Genomic DNA, 15,877 nt, shown 5'->3' with positions numbered 1-15,877 from the left:
CGTGAGGATGAGATTGCCTGCCGCGCGATGGGGCTGAATCATGTGCTGGTCAAGCTGTCTGCCTTTACCCTCGGGGCTTCCACAGCCGGAATTGCGGGCGTGTTTTTCGCCACGTATCAGGGCTTCGTTAATCCGACCTCTTTCACCTTTTTCGAATCTGCACTGATTCTCGCTATTGTGGTTTTGGGCGGTATGGGCTCAACCATCGGCGTGGTGCTGGCGGCATTTGTGCTGACCGTCGCGCCGGAACTGTTGCGCAGCTTTGCCGAATATCGCGTATTGCTGTTCGGCGTTTTAATGGTGGTGATGATGATCTGGCGGCCACGCGGGTTGATCCGCATCAGCCGCAGCGGGTTTGCCGTGCGTAAAGGAGTCGCGCCATGAGCGAAGCGTTAGCGGATAACAACATCCTGAGTGTCGAGCATTTGCGCATGCATTTCGGCGGCATTAAGGCGCTGAACGATGTGAATCTTGCGGTGAAACGCGGATCGATTACCGCGCTGATCGGCCCGAACGGCGCAGGAAAAACCACGGTATTTAATTGCCTGACAGGTTTTTATAAAGCGTCCGGCGGCAATATTTTGCTCAATACGCGCCGCCGGAGACCAATGTAATCCAGGTGCTCGGGCAGAAATTTCAGCCTGATGACTGGATAAAACCGGCGCAACTGGGCAAACGTATTTTCTACAAAATGTTCGGCGGTACACACCTGGTTAACCGCGCCGGGCTGGCGCGTACCTTTCAGAATATCCGGCTGTTTCGTGAAATGTCGGTGGTTGAAAATCTGCTGGTCGCTCAGCACATGCAAACCAACCGCAACCTGATTGCCGGTGTGCTCAATACGCCGGGTTATCGCCGTGCGGAAAATCAGGCGCTGGACCGCGCATTTTACTGGCTGGAAGTGGTGGAACTGGTGGATTGTGCCAACCGGCTGGCAGGGGAAATGTCTTACGGTCAGCAGCGCCGGCTGGAAATCGCCCGTGCGATGTGTACCGCGCCGGAAATGATTTGCCTGGACGAACCGGCAGCCGGTCTGAATCCGGTTGAAACACGTACGCTGAGCAAAATTATCCGCTTCCTGCGCGATCATCACGACATCACCGTGCTGCTGATCGAACATGATATGGGCATGGTGATGGACATTTCCGACCACATTATCGTGCTCGACCACGGCGATGTGATTGCCGAAGGAATACCGCAGGCTATTCAGAACGATGAGAAAGTCATTGCCGCGTATCTGGGTGCTGATGAAGACGACGAGGTCAGCTTATGAGCGACGCGATGCTGGAATTTCGTGATGTGAATGTGTATTACGGGGCGATTCAGGCATTACAGCAGGTCTCTTTGCAGGTGCATGAGGGGGAAACGGTGGCGTTGATTGGTGCTAACGGTGCCGGGAAATCAACGCTGCTGATGTCGATATTCGGTCAGCCACGTATACAGAGCGGGCAGATCCTGTTTCGCGGGGAAGATATCAGCCGCAAATCGACACACTTTGTGGCTTCGGCTGGCATAGCGCAATCGCCGGAAGGGCGACGTGTTTTTCCGGATATGACCGTGGAAGAAAACCTGCTGATGGGCACCATTCCCGTCGGGAATAAACACGCGGCAGAAGATCTGCACACCATGTTTGAGTTATTCCCGCGCCTGAAGGAACGCCGTAAACAACGGGCGATGACCATGTCCGGTGGTGAACAGCAAATGCTGGCAATTGCCCGTGCGCTGATGAGTCGCCCGAAGCTGTTACTGCTCGATGAACCGAGTCTTGGGCTGGCGCCTATTATCGTTAAACAGATTTTCCAGACCTTGCGCGAACTGGCAAAAAACGGCATGACTATCTTTCTGGTGGAGCAAAATGCGCATCATGCGCTCAGGCTTTCTGACCGGGGTTATGTGATGGTCAACGGACAAATTCGGCTTAGCGGTTCAGGCGAGGAACTTTTACATAATCAGGAGGTGCGGAAAGCTTATCTCGGAGGAATCTGATTTTTCATCCTCAACGCCCGCGATACCCCGTATTGCGGGCCTTCCCGCCAACTTTTTTCCGCATTTTCAACCTGCCTCCACATTTCGCCCACAGTATTCCGCTATCATGCAATTCTTACAGAAAGGTGACCGGAAAGTTAATTTTCTGAGGTATCATGCGGAATTAGCTGTCATGAATTTGTAAAACGTCAGTTTTTTTGGGCACATCAGTGGCCTGAAGCCGTGTTAAGGCGTTGACCCACCAGGATCAACAGGCTATATAGCGCTATCCGTTTTTGGCATGAATTTTCCTGTCTCAGGGATGAAGTAAGTGAATGACAAACGGGTCATTCGCTCGATGAGTTGAACCGTCGGCGCTGCTCGTAAAACAGCAGAAATGGGTCGTAGAGTTTATTGTTTAAATCAGACAGGGTGCTGAAATGGCTTCTGAGATAATTTCCTTCGTATTATTTCTTTCTTCTATTTTTCTCTACGTCACGCGGGCGTCGGCCAGCCGTGTCTGGTTTTCACTGGTGCTGTTTTTCCTCGGGCTTTACGTCATTCTTAACGTCATCCTGATCGGCAGCAATTATTTCACCGGTGAAGGCATCACGGACGCGGTGTTATATACCGTCACCAGTAGCCTGAAAGGGGCGGGGCTCAATAAATATATCCTGCCATTTATCGGTTTACTGGCAGGGCTTGTTAGCGTATTCGCTTTGCTGGCGTGGGGGCTGAAGCAGCGTCGTGCCAAAAACAGCAGCGCGGTCTACAGTGCGCTGGCCGTGGTGCTGGCGGTCTTTTCTGTCGGTTCCACACAGGCATTCCAGAACATCTCGCGTCTGGTCAAAACGCAAATCTCAGGCAGCGGTGCAGATTTTAGTACCTATTACAAAGTGCCCGAAAAAGCCATTAAAGGCGCGAAAAAGCCTAACCTGGTTTATATCTACGGCGAGAGTCTGGAACGCACGTATTTTGATGACAAAGTCTTCCCTGGCCTGACCACTGAATTAAACCGCCATAAAGCACAGAGTACGGATTTCACCAACACCAAACAGTTGCCGGGCACTGGCTATACCATTGCAGGTATGGTGGCTTCTCAGTGTGGGATCCCGCTGTTTGCGCCGTTTGATGGTAATGCCTCCAGTGCACTGGCGACTTTCTACCCTGAAAACGTCTGTCTTGGTGATGTGCTCAAAGGTGCAGGTTATACCAACTATTTTTATCAGGGCGCTGAACTGGCTTTCGCAGGCAAAGGGACCTTCCTGAAATCCCATGGTTTCGACCATCTTTATGGTTACAACGAATTGCGTCCGACTGTCGCGGACCCGTCCTATAAAAATGACTGGGGCTGGTATGACGACACCTTGCTGGATGAGGTGTACAAAAAATTCGTGACGCTGAGTCAGGAAGGTAAGCCGTTCTCACTGTTCACGCTGACCGTTGATACGCATCATCCTGACGGCTTTATTTCCCGCGGCTGTACCCGCAAGGAATATAAAGTGAACGGTAAAGCCAACCAGTCTCTGAGCGCCGTGTCCTGCAGTCAGGAACTGATTGCCGCATTTATCGATAAGATTAAAAAGTCCGGTTATTTCGATAACACCATCATTGTGGTGTCTTCCGATCATCTGGCGATGAACAACACGGCTTACAACATTCTGACCAAACAGAACCGTAAAGACCTGTTCTTCGTACTCGACGGGCGTCATCCGGCGGGGGAGCTGAACGGTGCGAAACGCAGCACCCTGGATAATGGCGCGACCGTACTGGATATGATGGGCGGCGACAACTACATCGGTCTTGGACGCAGCGGTGTTTCTGCGACATCGATGACTGCGCAGTTCCTCAATATTGATGACAAAGTGAATGCCTGGAAACCGGCGGTCATCAAACAGTGGGGCTTCCCGAACAGCATCAAAGACTATGCGGTGAATACCAAAGACAGCACTTTCACCTTCTCCGGCATGACCATCAAAACGCCGTTTATTCTGAAGGTCACGGCAGACAAAATTGAGCCGATGTTTGATGTCTATCTGTCCACGCCGCTGAAAAAACAACTGGCCGGACTGGCGACCAGCGATAACTTTGTCTGGGTTGATAAATGCTACGAAATGGGACGCGTCTGGGCACCAGAGTTGTCGCTCAATACCGGCCTGTGCGTTGCATCGGGGAACCTCGGGGCGAAGCCGACGATCGTGCAGATCACCGGTGATACCTTCAAAGGTAAAGTGGACTTCGTGAAAGACACCTCGGGCAGCAATGCGATTTATCAGCAAACCCTGAAGACGCTGAACATTGATGATTCCGCCACCACTTATCAGTCGAAAGCCATCGCTTTTATGGTGCCGGGATTGCCGGAGCAGGTAAAAGCGATTACCGGTGTTTCAGCCGTTGAAAACTGGGGACGCTGGTCAGATGCCAATCTGGCACCGTCGGTGAAAATTGATTACGTTAAACCGCTGCCCGCCACCTTTGATGTGGTGATCCGCGCACGGGCTTACGGCAATAACATCGATAAGCCGGTTTCCGTCCGTGTCGGGGATCAGGAGCAGTTTGTCACCTTCGGCGATAAAGACGGTATCGTGAAAGTACAGTTCACCAATCCGGGAGCGGAGCAAAGTATCGTCATCACGCCGCCGGAACCGACCGAACCCACTGAAGGCACCAGCGGCGGCTTCCAGCCTCGTAAACTGGGCATCGGCATGGTTTCTCTTGAAGTTCAGCCGGTGGATCCGCAGTCTTAATCCGCTGTTTGCCCGAAATGTTAAAAACCCGCTCCGGCGGGTTTTTTATTGGAAGCAAATTGGGGAAATGGCAATTGAAATAACACTTAGCATTTTTATCGCTTTACTATCCCATTTCGGTTATTCATTTCAAGAATAACTATCATTAAAACAATATTATAAAGAAATAAGCCGATGGGTATACTCGCCAAATTCCTGCACGGAAACACAGCCCGGAGCAGGCATCTCATCACACTTTTGGGGATAGCGTATGCGCAAGACATTCAACAAAACAAAGACCCGTATTCACCGTGCTGTTTTACTGGCCGCAACCTCGGCAGTGATCATTTCCGGCAGCGTGCTGGCGCCGCTGAGTGCGGCACAGGCCGCCGATAAAACCACGGTTAAGGTCGGTATTATCAGCGGGGAAGACGAAGATGTCTGGCGTGAAGTGGTCAGACAGGCCGCAGCAAAAGGTCTGACGGTAAAACCGGTGATTTTCAACGATTACAACCAGCCAAACGAAGCCCTGCAAAACGGCGAAGTGGATGCCAATGCCTTCCAGCATCAGCCTTTCCTCGATAACCAGATCAAAGTGAATCACTACAACATCGTGCGCGTGGGTGATACCGCTGTGTGGCCAATCGGGTTGTACTCTAAAAAAGTAAAATCTGCCGACCAGCTGAAAGAAGGGGCGGTGATTGGCGTGCCGAATGACCCGGCGAACGAAGCGCGCGGGCTGATCCTGCTTCAGCAATCTGGCGTGATCAAACTCAAACCGGGCGCCGGTATTTTCGCCACTACGGCGGATATCATTGAGAACCCGCGCCACGTCACCATTAAAGAGCTGGATTCCGGCATTATCGGCCGCTCCGTGCCGGATCTGGATGCTGCGATTGTGAACACCGACTGGGCGCTGAAAAGTGGCCTGACGCCTGCGGATCGTATCGCGCAGGAACCGGTAAAGAATAATCCTTACAACAACTTCATCGCGGTGAAAACTGAAAATGTGAATGCGCCGTGGGTGAAAACGCTGGTCAGTTCTTACCAGAACGAGGCTGTCAAACAGGTGTTTGATAAGGTCTATAAAGGCACCGGCGTGACGGCCTGGTAAGGATGTAAAGCATGACGATCATCTCTGAAACCGGTGCGCAGTTCACGGCGACGTCTTCAGAAAAAGCCCCTCCACGCCCGGCTAACGCCGGGCAGTTTGCCGGTGGCACTCTGAAAACGCATCAGGATGAGGTGCATGACGTCGTGCGCCTTGACCATGTAAGCCGTCAGTTCGGCACAATTCAGGCGCTGAAAGATGTCTCGCTGACGGTCCGGCGGGGCGAAATCCTGGGCATTATTGGCCGCAGCGGTGCGGGGAAATCCACCCTGATCCGCTGCCTGAACGGACTGGAACAGCCGGACAGCGGCGTGATTGAAATCGAAGGCCATGCCATCACCGGCCTGAGCGAGAAAGCCTTGCAGTCAGTGCGCAGCCGCGTGGGGATGGTGTTCCAGCATTTCAATTTGCTGTCGGCCAAAACGGTTGAGCAGAATGTCGCGCTGCCATTGAAAATCGCCGGATACGACAAGGCACGGCGTCAGGCGCGTGTCGCCGAGCTGCTGGCGCTGGTCGGGCTGGAAGATAAGGCAAGGAACTATCCGGCGGCGTTGTCCGGCGGTCAGAAACAGCGCGTCGGTATTGCCCGTGCGCTGGCAGCCAGTCCGGCACTTTTACTTTGCGATGAAGCGACATCGGCGCTCGATCCTGAAACCACGCGTTCGATTCTGGCGCTGCTGCAATCCCTCAATCAGAAACTCGGCATCACCATTTTGCTGATCACCCATGAGATGGAGGTGATTAAAAAAATCGCGCATCGCGTGGCGGTGATTAATGGCGGTGAAATTATCGAAGAGGGGCCGGTGTGGCAGGTGTTTGCGCATCCGCAGTCCGCGCTGACCCGTACGCTGTTACAGGGATTATTGCCGCAACTGCCGGAAGCGCTGGCTGAACGGTTGTCGCCGGTACGTCAGGGCGAGGCCATTTACAGCGTCCAGTATGCGGAGCAGGGGCGGCAGGGCGAAATACTCACTCAAATGGCGACGGCATTACCGGGCAAATTCCGGCTGATCCAGGGCGGCGTGGATCATATTCAGCATTATGCCGTTGTGCGTTTCTTCTTCTCAGTGCCGGTAAACGATACGGCATCTGAGCAGGTTGTTTTAGACTGGCTGCGACAGCACCAGGCCACCGTGGAGCTGACAGGTTATGTCTCCGGTAATGATTGATTTACTGATTAACGCCGTCGAAGAAACGTTGCTGATGACGGCAGTTTCCGGCCTGTTCTCGCTGATCGCGGGTTTGCCGCTGGGCCTGATTCTGGTGATGAGCAGTCCCGGCGGCATTGCCGAAAATCGCTGGGTTAACCGCTCGCTCGGACTGGTGATCAACGGTTTCCGTTCTCTGCCATTTATCATTTTGCTGGTGGCGCTGATCCCGGTAACCCGTTTTCTGGTGGGCACATCGCTCGGCACCTGGGCGGCGATTGTTCCGCTGTCGATTACCGCCACGCCGTATTTCGCCCGCGTGGCAGAAGTCTCGCTGCGCGACGTGGATCGCGGACTGACTGACGCCGTCCGCGCGATGGGTGCCAGTAAACTGCGTATTGTCTGGGACGTGCTGATCCCGGAAGCGCTGCCCGGTATTTTGTCCGGATTTGTGGTCACGCTGGTGGCGTTGATTGGCGCATCGGCGATGGCGGGCGCTATCGGCGCAGGCGGACTGGGTGATCTGGCAATCCGTTACGGTTATCAGCGTTTCGAAACGGTGGTGATGATAGAAGTGATCGTCGTGCTGATTGTGATGGTTTGCGGCATTCAGTGGCTGGGCGATCGTATCGTGGCGCGCGTCGATAAACGTCATTAAAAAGCCGGTTATGCGGCGACCGGCTATGTTCAGTCTCTACAACTCGCTGCGTGAACGCCAGCGTTCACGCGTCATAAATCCTTTCACACCGACATCCAGGAACGGGCGCGGTGGCAGATAACTGGCGCGTCCGATGCCCTGCATATCGGCCAGCAACGGATTGTCCTCTCCCAGCGCATGTTCCGCCAGCAACCGCCCGAACGCACTCTGCTTGGAACTGCCGGAACCATTACATCCCGCTGACGAATACACGTTCGGCGCAATATTCCCCCATACCGGCGCGCCGTTGCGCGTAATGCTGATCAGCCCCGACCAGGTGTACGCCATATTGACGTCCTGTAACTGCGGATAAATACGGGCAAATAATGCCTGATGGCGGCGGGCATGACGGCCGGTTTCTACCGCACGGGTCACCAGACCTGGCGTAAAGTTGACGTGTTCGCGGATCAGGAAGCGATGGTCAGAGGTATAGCGCAACGTCGCACCCGCCAGTGCATTCACCGGCGTCGAGCCCCACGGCGCAATATCACCGATAAGCTGACGTTGTGCGGGTGACAGCGGTTCAGTCAGTGTTGCAAACGTCGACATCGCGAAGACGTTGCCTTTGAACAGCGGTAACCCGCGTGCTGCACCATTGATCGCCAGCATCAGTTTACCGGCACGCACTTCGCCGTGCGGCGTTTCTGCATGAATAGTGCCCTGAGTGTCAATCTGCAACGCAGGCGAGTTGGCATAAACCGTGACGTTTGCCGGCAACGTGGCCACCAGCCCGCTGATCAGCGCCGCCGGATTCACCAGAATACAGTTGGGCGTGTACACCGCGCTGCGGTAAAAACCGGTGCCCAAACGCTGACGGAGTGCGGCTCTGTCCAGCAGCTCAAAGCTTTCGCCGAGCGTGGTGAGTTCCTGCTGATAATGCGCGATTTCACCGTCAAACTGCGCACTCACGGCGCAATGGTATTTGCCTGAATTCAGCCAGTCGCACGCAATATCATGCTTATCGACGGTCTCTTTCAGATGATGCAACCCGTACTGTAAAAGACGCCGGTACGCATTGGCGTGTTCCAGCTCAGCCGATGTGCTGCCGACGGTATGCGGTAAATCAATCACAAAACCCGAATTACGGGCCGAAGCGTTATCGGCCACGTCGAGCGCCTCGAGTACCACAACATGCTCATGCGGCCGAAGCTCGGCAATACGACGGGCAAATGCCAGCCCGGCAAAGCCTGCACCAATCACCAGCCAGTCTGCCGTGACTTTTCCACGTAAAGCCGGATGGCGGGGAATATCACCCCGCAGCGCCGCCCAGCCGTTAATATTTTGATCAAGAGGTAAATGTTTAATTTTCATTGTCTGTCAGGTGGTTATCCCGGGTGCAATGATCCTAAGGGATAGACGTATAGATGTCTAATGCGGATTAATGCTATCAAAAGAAGGTGAGCTGAATACTGCACAGATAGCGGCTGAATCTGGTCGTCTGCTACCCCCTGAGAATTTTGCCGGTGACCGGTCGCCTGTCTCCGGAAGTTGGCTATGAAATCCTCCTGTTGCGCGAAAGAAAAAATTGAGAGCGCTATCCGTTGAGAACCAGAGACATGTCCGGGTATCGGGCGCACAGGAAATCGACGAATGCGCGAACTTTTGGCGCAGCAAGCCGCCTGGAAGTATGCAAAACCCAAAGTTCCCGCTCTGCCCCCGACACGATGCCCCACTGAACTAAATCGCCGCGGGCAAGCTGGTTCCATGCGATGGATTGCGGAATGAGGGCAGCCCCACCGCCGGCGATTGCCGCATCGCGGACCATCAGTAACGAAGAGAAGCGCAATTTTGGGATCGGCTCCAGGACCAGTTGCCCGCCATCGAGACTCCAGTGGGCAGGCTGGAAGCTCGACGTTACGATGCCGGGCACTGGCCTGATTGCGCCGGGTAGTGGCCTGATTATTTCAGGTGCGGCCACGACAACCAGCCTGTCTTTGGCGAAACACCGTCCGACTAAATTGCTGTCGGGGCTTGGGTTGATGCGGATTGCGACGTCAAATTGTTCCTCGACCAGATCTACCATGCGATCTTCCGCCACGATTTCAATTTCAATTTCCGGGTAGGCCGCACAGAATTCGGCACCAATGCGCCCCATCGCAAGCTGGGAAAACAGGACCGGAGCGGCGACACGCAAACGTCCACGAGGCGTCGAAACACCATCACCGACCGCCGTCATGGCTTCGGTCACCTCACTCAGCAGGCCTTCAGTCCGGGAGATCAGCGTCGCCCCGGCTTCGGTGAGCTTCAAACCGCGAGCGCTTCGCTCGATCAGCCTCACACCCAGTTGCTCCTCAAGATCTGCGATGCGTCGCGATAGCGTGGCTTTGGAAATGCCGCTTGCGCGGCTTGCCTTCCCCAGCCCTTCATTTGTGGCGACGAGTATAAAATCAGACAGCGCGTTCAGGTTCATGGTGTTCCATTTATGAGACAAGGTGTCTAAGTTTTAGGATCTTTGTTTTTTAATTGCAACGGAATATTGTCTCGTTATCAGAACTTGCTACGAGGAACTGCAATGAACAACGTACAACGCGCCGTACTGATTGGGGTCTCTGGTTTATGAATAAGCCCGATCTGGTATTACTCGGGAAGCTGGCCAACGACGTCGCCAGCGGCACGCTACAGTCCAGAATTGGCGGCGTAGTGGGCTTCGCTGATATTCCCAACGCAATCGAACGTAATCGTACCGTTTCACGGACCGGTAAGGTCGTTGCGGATTTCTCACGTTAACCATTATCACTATCTTGCAGGAGTTAAATATGAGCATTCTCGTTACCGGTGCCACGGGCACCATTGGTTCACTTATCATTCAGGGTCTGGCTGACGCTGGCGCCGGGGTCAAAGCCCTGGTACGCCAGGCGGGTAAGCGCGAGTTTCCGGCAGGGGTTACGGAAGTCGTTGCAGACCTGACCGACGTCGCGTCGATGCGTGCCGCGCTGTCATCGGTACGAACGCTGTTTCTGCTGAATGCGGTTACGCCCGATGAGGTTACTCAGGCCCTGATCGCCCTGAACCTCGCCCGCGAGGCGGGTATTGAGCGTATCGTTTATTTGTCGGTGATCCATGCTGATAAATTCACCAACGTTCCGCACTTTACCGGCAAGCATACGGTTGAACGCATGATCAAAAGTCATGACATCCCCGCCACCATTCTGCGTCCGGCTTATTTCATGCAAAACGACCTGATGGTTCAACAGACGATTCAGAACTACGCGGTGTACCCGATGCCTGTCGGCTCGGCGGGCGTCTCAATGATTGATGCGCGCGATATCGCGGATGTCGCCGTGGCTGAGTTGCTGCGACGCGACAAGGCATCGTCTGCGCTGGATCCTGTCACGCTGGAGTTGATTGGGCCGCAACCGCTGACCGGTGCGTCCGTGGCGAAGATCTGGAGTTCAGCCCTGGGTCGCGAGATTACCTACGGGGGAGATGACGTCACCGCGTTTGAAGGGCAACTCGCCTCGTACGGTCCCAACTGGCTGGCTTATGACATGAGCCTGATGATGGCTGGTATTCAGACGTTCGGCATGCAAGCTGCTGAAGGAACCGCAGAACAGCTACAGGCTCTCATTGGACACCCGCTGCGCACTTATGAAGATTTCGTTCGCGAGTCTGTTGCCGGGAGCTAAACCGCGAGGCAAAGGGGCGGTTTACTGTCAGGCAGTACGCCGCCGAACAACCGGTAAACGTAACCCAGTCAGGCACTTGTTACCTTGCAGGCATCTTCTCAGGAGGATACGGTATGTACTGGGTTCGGCAGTTCCTCATCCGCACAGGTTTCACCCTGGATACGACTCTGTGCATACCCGCGCAGGCGCTGGAACGGGCTGGTCAGAACGGTATAAACCGACGATACGGGAGTGATTATGAAAAGAGAGTCGTTATTCAGGTACGCGCGGGAACACTATAATTCGGAGCCGGAATATCTCTGGCGTAACCTGCCGGATTATGCCGTGCTTCGTCATCACAATGGTGATAAATGGTTTGGTCTCGTGATGAATGTATCCGGTACCAAGCTGGGGCTGAAAACGGAAGATAAAGTCGACATACTTGAGGTTAAGGTCCGGCCGGAGCACATCGGCTCATTACGTCAGAAAGACGGCATTTTGCCTGCTTATCATATGAATAAAGAGCACTGGGTCAGTGTGATCCTTTCCGGACCGCTGCCGGCAGATGAAATACACGAGCTGCTTGCCGACAGTCATGAACTGACATGCTGATAATATATTCAAAGACAGAGATACCTATGCAGGCGTTATTTCTTAAGCCCCCTTTGATGGATAAGCTCTGAGCGGCAAGGCGCTGCAAAGGAATACGCCACGTGCATAATTAATGGTGCAATAAGTCACTTAAAAACTTCCTGGCACGCGGGTGTTGCGGATGATTGAAGAAGTTTTCCGGTTTGGATTTTTCCAGAATTTTCCCCTGATCCATAAACCAGATTGTGTCCGCCACGTCGCGGGCAAAATTCATTTCGTGTGTGACGCACATCATGGTCATACCTTCACGTGCCAGACTGCGCATCACATTCAGGACTTCACCGACCATTTCCGGATCAAGCGCCGACGTCGGTTCATCAAACAACATCACCGGCGGTTTCATGGCTAATGCCCGGGCGATGGCAACACGTTGCTGCTGCCCGCCGGAAAGCTGTGCCGGATAGGCATTGGCTTTGTGTGATAATCCGACACGTTCCAGCAGTTCACCCGCGTGCTTGCGCGCTTCCTGACGTTTCACGCCGAGCACCTTTACCGGCGACATCATGATGTTGTCCAGCACCGAAACGTGCGGGAAAAGATTAAAGTTCTGGAAGACAAAACCGATACGCGTGCGCAACTGATTCAGGCGGGTGCTGGTGCCATGAATATCCATGCCATCGAACAGGATCTGGCCCTCTTCAATAGGTTCCAGCCGGTTCACGGTGCGGATCAGCGTTGATTTGCCCGAGCCGGACGGTCCGCAAACCACCACGACTTCACCGCTTCTAATTTCAGCACTCAGGTCGGTGAGCGCCTGATATTCGCCATACCATTTATTAACCTGATTAAATAAGATCATTGGTCGCATCGTCGTTCCTTATTATGATTGAGTCTTCAGCAGTGGAGCCTTCGTCATTTTCTCCGCTTCCGGCATCCGGTTCTGCCGTTTGCGCGTGATACGGGCTTCAAGCTTATTGGCCAGCCACGTCAGGCTGAAACAGATGATGTAATAGCCAATCGCGACAATCGCGAAGACTTGAAAAGGTTTGGTCAGCAGTTGGTTATTCACCTGATTAGCGGCAAAGGTCAGCTCCGGCACGTTAATGACGTAACCCAGCGTGCTGTCTTTAATGATAGAAACCAGCTGGCTGACCAGACTTGGCAGCGTGTTGTATAACGCCTGCGGCAGAATAATCAGACGCAGCGTTTTGAAATAACTCATCCCTAAAGCGCGCGCCGCTTCGTACTGGCCGCCCGGCAGCGCCTGAATACCGCCGCGCACGATCTCGGCGATATACGCACTTTCATAAATCACCAGCGTACACAGCATGGTGCTGAAGCCGCTGATGTTGTGACCGATTAACAGCGGAACACAGAAATACGTCCAGAACACCACCATCAGCAGCGGAATGCCGCGTAAGCCGTAGACCCAGCAGGCAGCGGGCCAGCTCAGCCAGCGGAAAGGCGATAAACGCGCCAGCCCGAGGAGAATACCCACCGGCAGTGCAAACAAAACGGCCAGCAGGGAAATCAGTAACGTACAAAGTATCCCGCCGAGCGGTCCCTGCGGATATTGCCCCATCAGGAACAGCATCCCGTTGTCGTGCAAAATCGTGAACATCTCGAGCATGTGATTACCTCGCGTAGGCCCGCTGGAACCGGCGGGCCAGCAACGCGCCAGCACCCATCAGCAGCAGAGAGAAGAACAGATAACCGGCAGAGGCCACCAGATACGATTCGAAAGTCCGGAACGTCTGGTTTTCAATATCACGGGTCACGTAAGTCAGTTCAGCTACGCCAATGACCATAGCCAGACTGGTGTTTTTGAACAGTAAAACGGTGTGGTTGAGCAGCGAAGGCAGCGCGTTGCGGATACCCTGCGGTAAAATAACCGAACGCAGCGATCGGGTGTAACTCATGCCCAGCGCGCGTGATGCTTCGGTTTGCCCTTCAGGAATAGCGCGTAATCCGCTGCGGATGTCTTCAGAGAAATACGCCGCCTGACACAATCCGAGCGCAAACATCGAGAACAGAAACTCGGCGTTGAAATCGTTAATCCACATCTGCACAGATTCCGGCAGCAGCGTCGGAATGGCGAAATACCACATCATCAGCTGAATAAGCGTCGGCACATTGCGGTGATACGACACATAGGCGCGGACGAAATATTCAGCGGCGCGTTTGTGCGTCAGCCGGATGACGACCAGCAGCAGGGCAATACACATCGCGAGCAGCCAGGACCCCAGCGCCAGCTTGAGGGTGACAACCATGCCATCGACGATCATCTGCCCGAACTGACCGGTCAGGACTTTGCTGAAATCGAGCGTCATCGTATTTTCACCCTCCTGAATGGTTGAACTGTGGGTTTATAGGAAAAAGATCACAGACCTTCGCCGGGGCGCATGGTGGAAAGGCCACCGGGAACCTGCAACGTCGGGGTGATTTCGATGTTGCCGATGTTGACGGCAATCGGCGCAGAAACGGCAAACGCCACGCAATCGGCGATGTCTTTGGCTTCGGGCAGTTCAAAACCGTCAATGAAACGGCGGCGGGCTTCTTCGTGATCGCCGGAAACATTGCCGAAAATGTCAGTCGCCACGCGACCCGGGCAGATTTCAGTGATGCGCACACGCTTGCCGTAGCAGTCAACGCGTAGCTGGCGCGACAGGGCGTGAACCCCGGCTTTGGTGGTGTGATAAATCGAGTTGCCGCCGAAGTTATAAATCGCGGCAATCGAGGTGATGTTGATGACGTGGCCGCGATCGCGTTCCATCATGCCCGGCACCAGCAGGCGGCAAAGATGCAAAACGGCGCGCAGATTCACATCCACCTGCGTATCCACGGATTCTTCATCGGCGCTCAGGATAGAGCCGGGGCGGGAAACCCCGGCGTTGTTCACCAGAATATCCACGCTGATCTCGCTGCACAGGCGCGTCACCGCGTCGAGGTCGCTGACGTCGAGCGCATGCGGAATACAACCGGTGCGGGCGGCGAGGGCGGCCAGCTGATCGGCGCGGCGTGCGACAGCATGAACGGTGATCCCTTCCTGACAAAGGCGTTCGACAATGGCTTCACCCATTCCGGCCGATGCGCCGGTCACCAGTGCGGTTTTGTAATCTGAAAATGGCATTGCGACTCTCCTGTTAAACCGCCGGCTCCATCATGTTCTGCCGGTGGGTGTTTTCTGACTGTATCCAGTAATTCTCAGACGGTATAAGACATAAACCGTGTGAGGCGATAAGAGGGGCTTATAACAGCGTGTTTTACCGTGCCATCTGGCGGTGTTGCCGGGCTGGCGGCATCAGCGCGATGTCCATTTCGGCAATAATTTCCCGCAGCGTATGCACCATTTCGAGGGATTCCGGCGTATCGCCGTGAACCAGAATCGATGTCGCATCCACCGGCAACGTCACGCCGTCGATGCTTTGCACCGTGCCTTCGCGCAGCAACTGGCGGATGCGCGCGCGTACCTGCTCTTTGTCATGAATAACCGCGCCCGGTTTCGTCCGGCTGACCAGCAGGCCGTTGCTTTCATAGGCGCGGTCGGCGAGAAACGTACAAATCACCGGCAAATCCAGCGCCCGCGCCATGCGCTCGACGGCGTTGCCGGGCATCGTGCTGATGATCATTTGTGCATCGAAATTCTTCACCGCCTGCAATAACACCCGCGCCAGCCGGGCGTCTTCGGACACCATATTGCCCAGCGCACCGTGGAAACTCATGTGCGTCAGCGGGTAATCCGCCGCTTTCGCAAAAGCAGAAAGCGCGCCAAGCTGATAGGTGACGTAATGTGCCATCACCTCCGGTTCGATGTGCATCCGGCGGCGGCCAAACCCGGACAAATCGGGGAATCCGACGTGGCGCGCCGAGATCTACCTGATACTTTTTTCGCCAGCGCGACGGTTTTCGCCATAATCACCGCATCCCCCCGCGTGAAACCCGCAGGCCACGTTGGCGGAGGTGATCAGCGGCATCAGCGCGGCGTCGTCGGCGATGGTGTAATCGCCAAAGCCTTCGCCAATGTCGGCGTTTAA

The 15,877-nt window shown here is 54.6% G+C and carries 14 protein-coding genes and 3 pseudogenes; 10 read left to right on the top strand and 7 right to left on the bottom strand.

The genetic code is table 11. From position 1 onward, the window contains the following. The 7 genes and pseudogenes from UC14_RS23655 to UC14_RS23625 all read left to right on the top strand — a co-directional run. Nucleotides 1–384: pseudogene (locus UC14_RS23655) on the top strand (branched-chain amino acid ABC transporter permease); the annotation flags it as partial. Beyond that, a pseudogene (locus UC14_RS23650) lies at nucleotides 381–1,273 on the top strand (ABC transporter ATP-binding protein). The pseudogenes UC14_RS23655 and UC14_RS23650, both read left to right, overlap by 4 nt. Next, nucleotides 1,270–1,986, top strand: a complete 717-nt coding sequence (locus UC14_RS23645) for an ABC transporter ATP-binding protein (protein WP_015690111.1) — start codon at nucleotides 1,270–1,272, stop codon at nucleotides 1,984–1,986. Before UC14_RS23650 ends, UC14_RS23645 begins: the two are co-directional and overlap by 4 nt. Nucleotides 1,987–2,405: 419 nt before the next feature. Beyond that, on the top strand, nucleotides 2,406–4,712 hold the full coding sequence (gene opgB / locus UC14_RS23640) for a phosphatidylglycerol--membrane-oligosaccharide glycerophosphotransferase (protein ID WP_013576030.1): 2,307 nt from the start codon (nucleotides 2,406–2,408) through the stop codon (nucleotides 4,710–4,712). Between the two features lie 250 nt (nucleotides 4,713–4,962). Next, nucleotides 4,963–5,805: a MetQ/NlpA family ABC transporter substrate-binding protein gene (locus UC14_RS23635; protein ID WP_112198551.1), complete on the top strand. Its 843-nt coding sequence runs from the start codon at nucleotides 4,963–4,965 to the stop codon at nucleotides 5,803–5,805. 11 nt (nucleotides 5,806–5,816) lie between these two features. Continuing rightward, entirely contained in the window at nucleotides 5,817–6,971 is a 1,155-nt protein-coding gene (locus UC14_RS23630) for a methionine ABC transporter ATP-binding protein (protein WP_112198550.1), read from the top strand. Beyond that, complete coding sequence (locus UC14_RS23625; protein WP_112152193.1) at nucleotides 6,952–7,608, top strand: methionine ABC transporter permease; 657 nt, start codon at nucleotides 6,952–6,954, stop codon at nucleotides 7,606–7,608. Before UC14_RS23630 ends, UC14_RS23625 begins: the two co-directional genes overlap by 20 nt. A gap of 36 nt (nucleotides 7,609–7,644) precedes the next feature. Here the strand turns inward: UC14_RS23625 and UC14_RS23620 are convergent, their stop codons facing one another. Then, complete coding sequence (locus UC14_RS23620; protein ID WP_112198549.1) at nucleotides 7,645–8,958, bottom strand: FAD-binding oxidoreductase; 1,314 nt, start codon at nucleotides 8,956–8,958, stop codon at nucleotides 7,645–7,647. 223 nt (nucleotides 8,959–9,181) lie between these two features. After that, nucleotides 9,182–10,057 (bottom strand): LysR family transcriptional regulator, encoded by an 876-nt coding sequence (locus UC14_RS23615; protein WP_013576025.1) that lies wholly within the window; start codon nucleotides 10,055–10,057, stop codon nucleotides 9,182–9,184. Nucleotides 10,058–10,203: 146 nt separating this feature from the next. Here UC14_RS23615 and UC14_RS23610 point away from each other — a divergent pair, with 146 nt between their 5' ends. The 3 genes from UC14_RS23610 (at nucleotide 10,204) to UC14_RS23600 (ending at nucleotide 11,864) form a co-directional block, all read left to right on the top strand. Further along, entirely contained in the window at nucleotides 10,204–10,374 is a 171-nt protein-coding gene (locus tag UC14_RS23610; RefSeq protein ID WP_232829729.1) for a hypothetical protein, read from the top strand. 29 nt (nucleotides 10,375–10,403) lie between these two features. Beyond that, nucleotides 10,404–11,273, top strand: coding sequence for an NmrA/HSCARG family protein (locus UC14_RS23605; protein ID WP_013576024.1), 870 nt, complete (start codon nucleotides 10,404–10,406; stop codon nucleotides 11,271–11,273). A 237-nt stretch (nucleotides 11,274–11,510) separates the two neighbouring features. Next, a complete protein-coding gene (locus UC14_RS23600) occupies nucleotides 11,511–11,864 on the top strand; it encodes an MmcQ/YjbR family DNA-binding protein (RefSeq protein WP_112198548.1) in 354 nt (117 codons plus the stop codon). Nucleotides 11,865–11,973: 109 nt separating this feature from the next. Here UC14_RS23600 and UC14_RS23595 read toward each other — a convergent pair whose 3' ends face one another. The 5 genes and pseudogenes from UC14_RS23595 to UC14_RS23575 form a co-directional block, all read right to left on the bottom strand. Next, nucleotides 11,974–12,711, bottom strand: coding sequence for an amino acid ABC transporter ATP-binding protein (locus tag UC14_RS23595; protein ID WP_013576021.1), 738 nt, complete (start codon nucleotides 12,709–12,711; stop codon nucleotides 11,974–11,976). Nucleotides 12,712–12,723: 12 nt separating this feature from the next. Then, nucleotides 12,724–13,473, bottom strand: coding sequence for an amino acid ABC transporter permease (locus UC14_RS23590; RefSeq protein ID WP_013576020.1), 750 nt, complete (start codon nucleotides 13,471–13,473; stop codon nucleotides 12,724–12,726). A 4-nt stretch (nucleotides 13,474–13,477) separates the two neighbouring features. Further along, nucleotides 13,478–14,173, bottom strand: a complete 696-nt coding sequence (locus UC14_RS23585) for an amino acid ABC transporter permease (RefSeq protein WP_013576019.1) — start codon at nucleotides 14,171–14,173, stop codon at nucleotides 13,478–13,480. A 50-nt stretch (nucleotides 14,174–14,223) separates the two neighbouring features. Further along, nucleotides 14,224–14,973: an SDR family oxidoreductase gene (locus tag UC14_RS23580; protein WP_112198547.1), complete on the bottom strand. Its 750-nt coding sequence runs from the start codon at nucleotides 14,971–14,973 to the stop codon at nucleotides 14,224–14,226. A 133-nt stretch (nucleotides 14,974–15,106) separates the two neighbouring features. Further along, nucleotides 15,107–15,865, bottom strand: a pseudogene (locus tag UC14_RS23575) (LamB/YcsF family protein). Nucleotides 15,866–15,877 lie beyond the last annotated feature (12 nt).

Source organism: Rahnella sp. NRRL B-41462 (genome assembly GCF_003263525.1).
Classification (GTDB): Bacteria; Pseudomonadota; Gammaproteobacteria; order Enterobacterales; family Enterobacteriaceae; genus Rahnella; species Rahnella aceris.
The sequence above is the reverse complement of the archived record's forward strand: the minus strand, read 5'-3'. Positions and strand labels throughout refer to the sequence as shown.

Coding starts and splice junctions, on each gene's coding strand:
- UC14_RS23645 (WP_015690111.1), top strand. CDS start 1,270: ATGAGCGACGCGATGCTGGAATTTCGTGATGTGAATGTGTATTACGGG.
- opgB (WP_013576030.1), top strand. CDS start 2,406: ATGGCTTCTGAGATAATTTCCTTCGTATTATTTCTTTCTTCTATTTTT.
- UC14_RS23635 (WP_112198551.1), top strand. CDS start 4,963: ATGCGCAAGACATTCAACAAAACAAAGACCCGTATTCACCGTGCTGTT.
- UC14_RS23630 (WP_112198550.1), top strand. CDS start 5,817: ATGACGATCATCTCTGAAACCGGTGCGCAGTTCACGGCGACGTCTTCA.
- UC14_RS23625 (WP_112152193.1), top strand. CDS start 6,952: ATGTCTCCGGTAATGATTGATTTACTGATTAACGCCGTCGAAGAAACG.
- UC14_RS23620 (WP_112198549.1), bottom strand. CDS start 8,958: ATGAAAATTAAACATTTACCTCTTGATCAAAATATTAACGGCTGGGCG.
- UC14_RS23615 (WP_013576025.1), bottom strand. CDS start 10,057: ATGAACCTGAACGCGCTGTCTGATTTTATACTCGTCGCCACAAATGAA.
- UC14_RS23610 (WP_232829729.1), top strand. CDS start 10,204: ATGAATAAGCCCGATCTGGTATTACTCGGGAAGCTGGCCAACGACGTC.
- UC14_RS23605 (WP_013576024.1), top strand. CDS start 10,404: ATGAGCATTCTCGTTACCGGTGCCACGGGCACCATTGGTTCACTTATC.
- UC14_RS23600 (WP_112198548.1), top strand. CDS start 11,511: ATGAAAAGAGAGTCGTTATTCAGGTACGCGCGGGAACACTATAATTCG.
- UC14_RS23595 (WP_013576021.1), bottom strand. CDS start 12,711: ATGCGACCAATGATCTTATTTAATCAGGTTAATAAATGGTATGGCGAA.
- UC14_RS23590 (WP_013576020.1), bottom strand. CDS start 13,473: ATGCTCGAGATGTTCACGATTTTGCACGACAACGGGATGCTGTTCCTG.
- UC14_RS23585 (WP_013576019.1), bottom strand. CDS start 14,173: ATGACGCTCGATTTCAGCAAAGTCCTGACCGGTCAGTTCGGGCAGATG.
- UC14_RS23580 (WP_112198547.1), bottom strand. CDS start 14,973: ATGCCATTTTCAGATTACAAAACCGCACTGGTGACCGGCGCATCGGCC.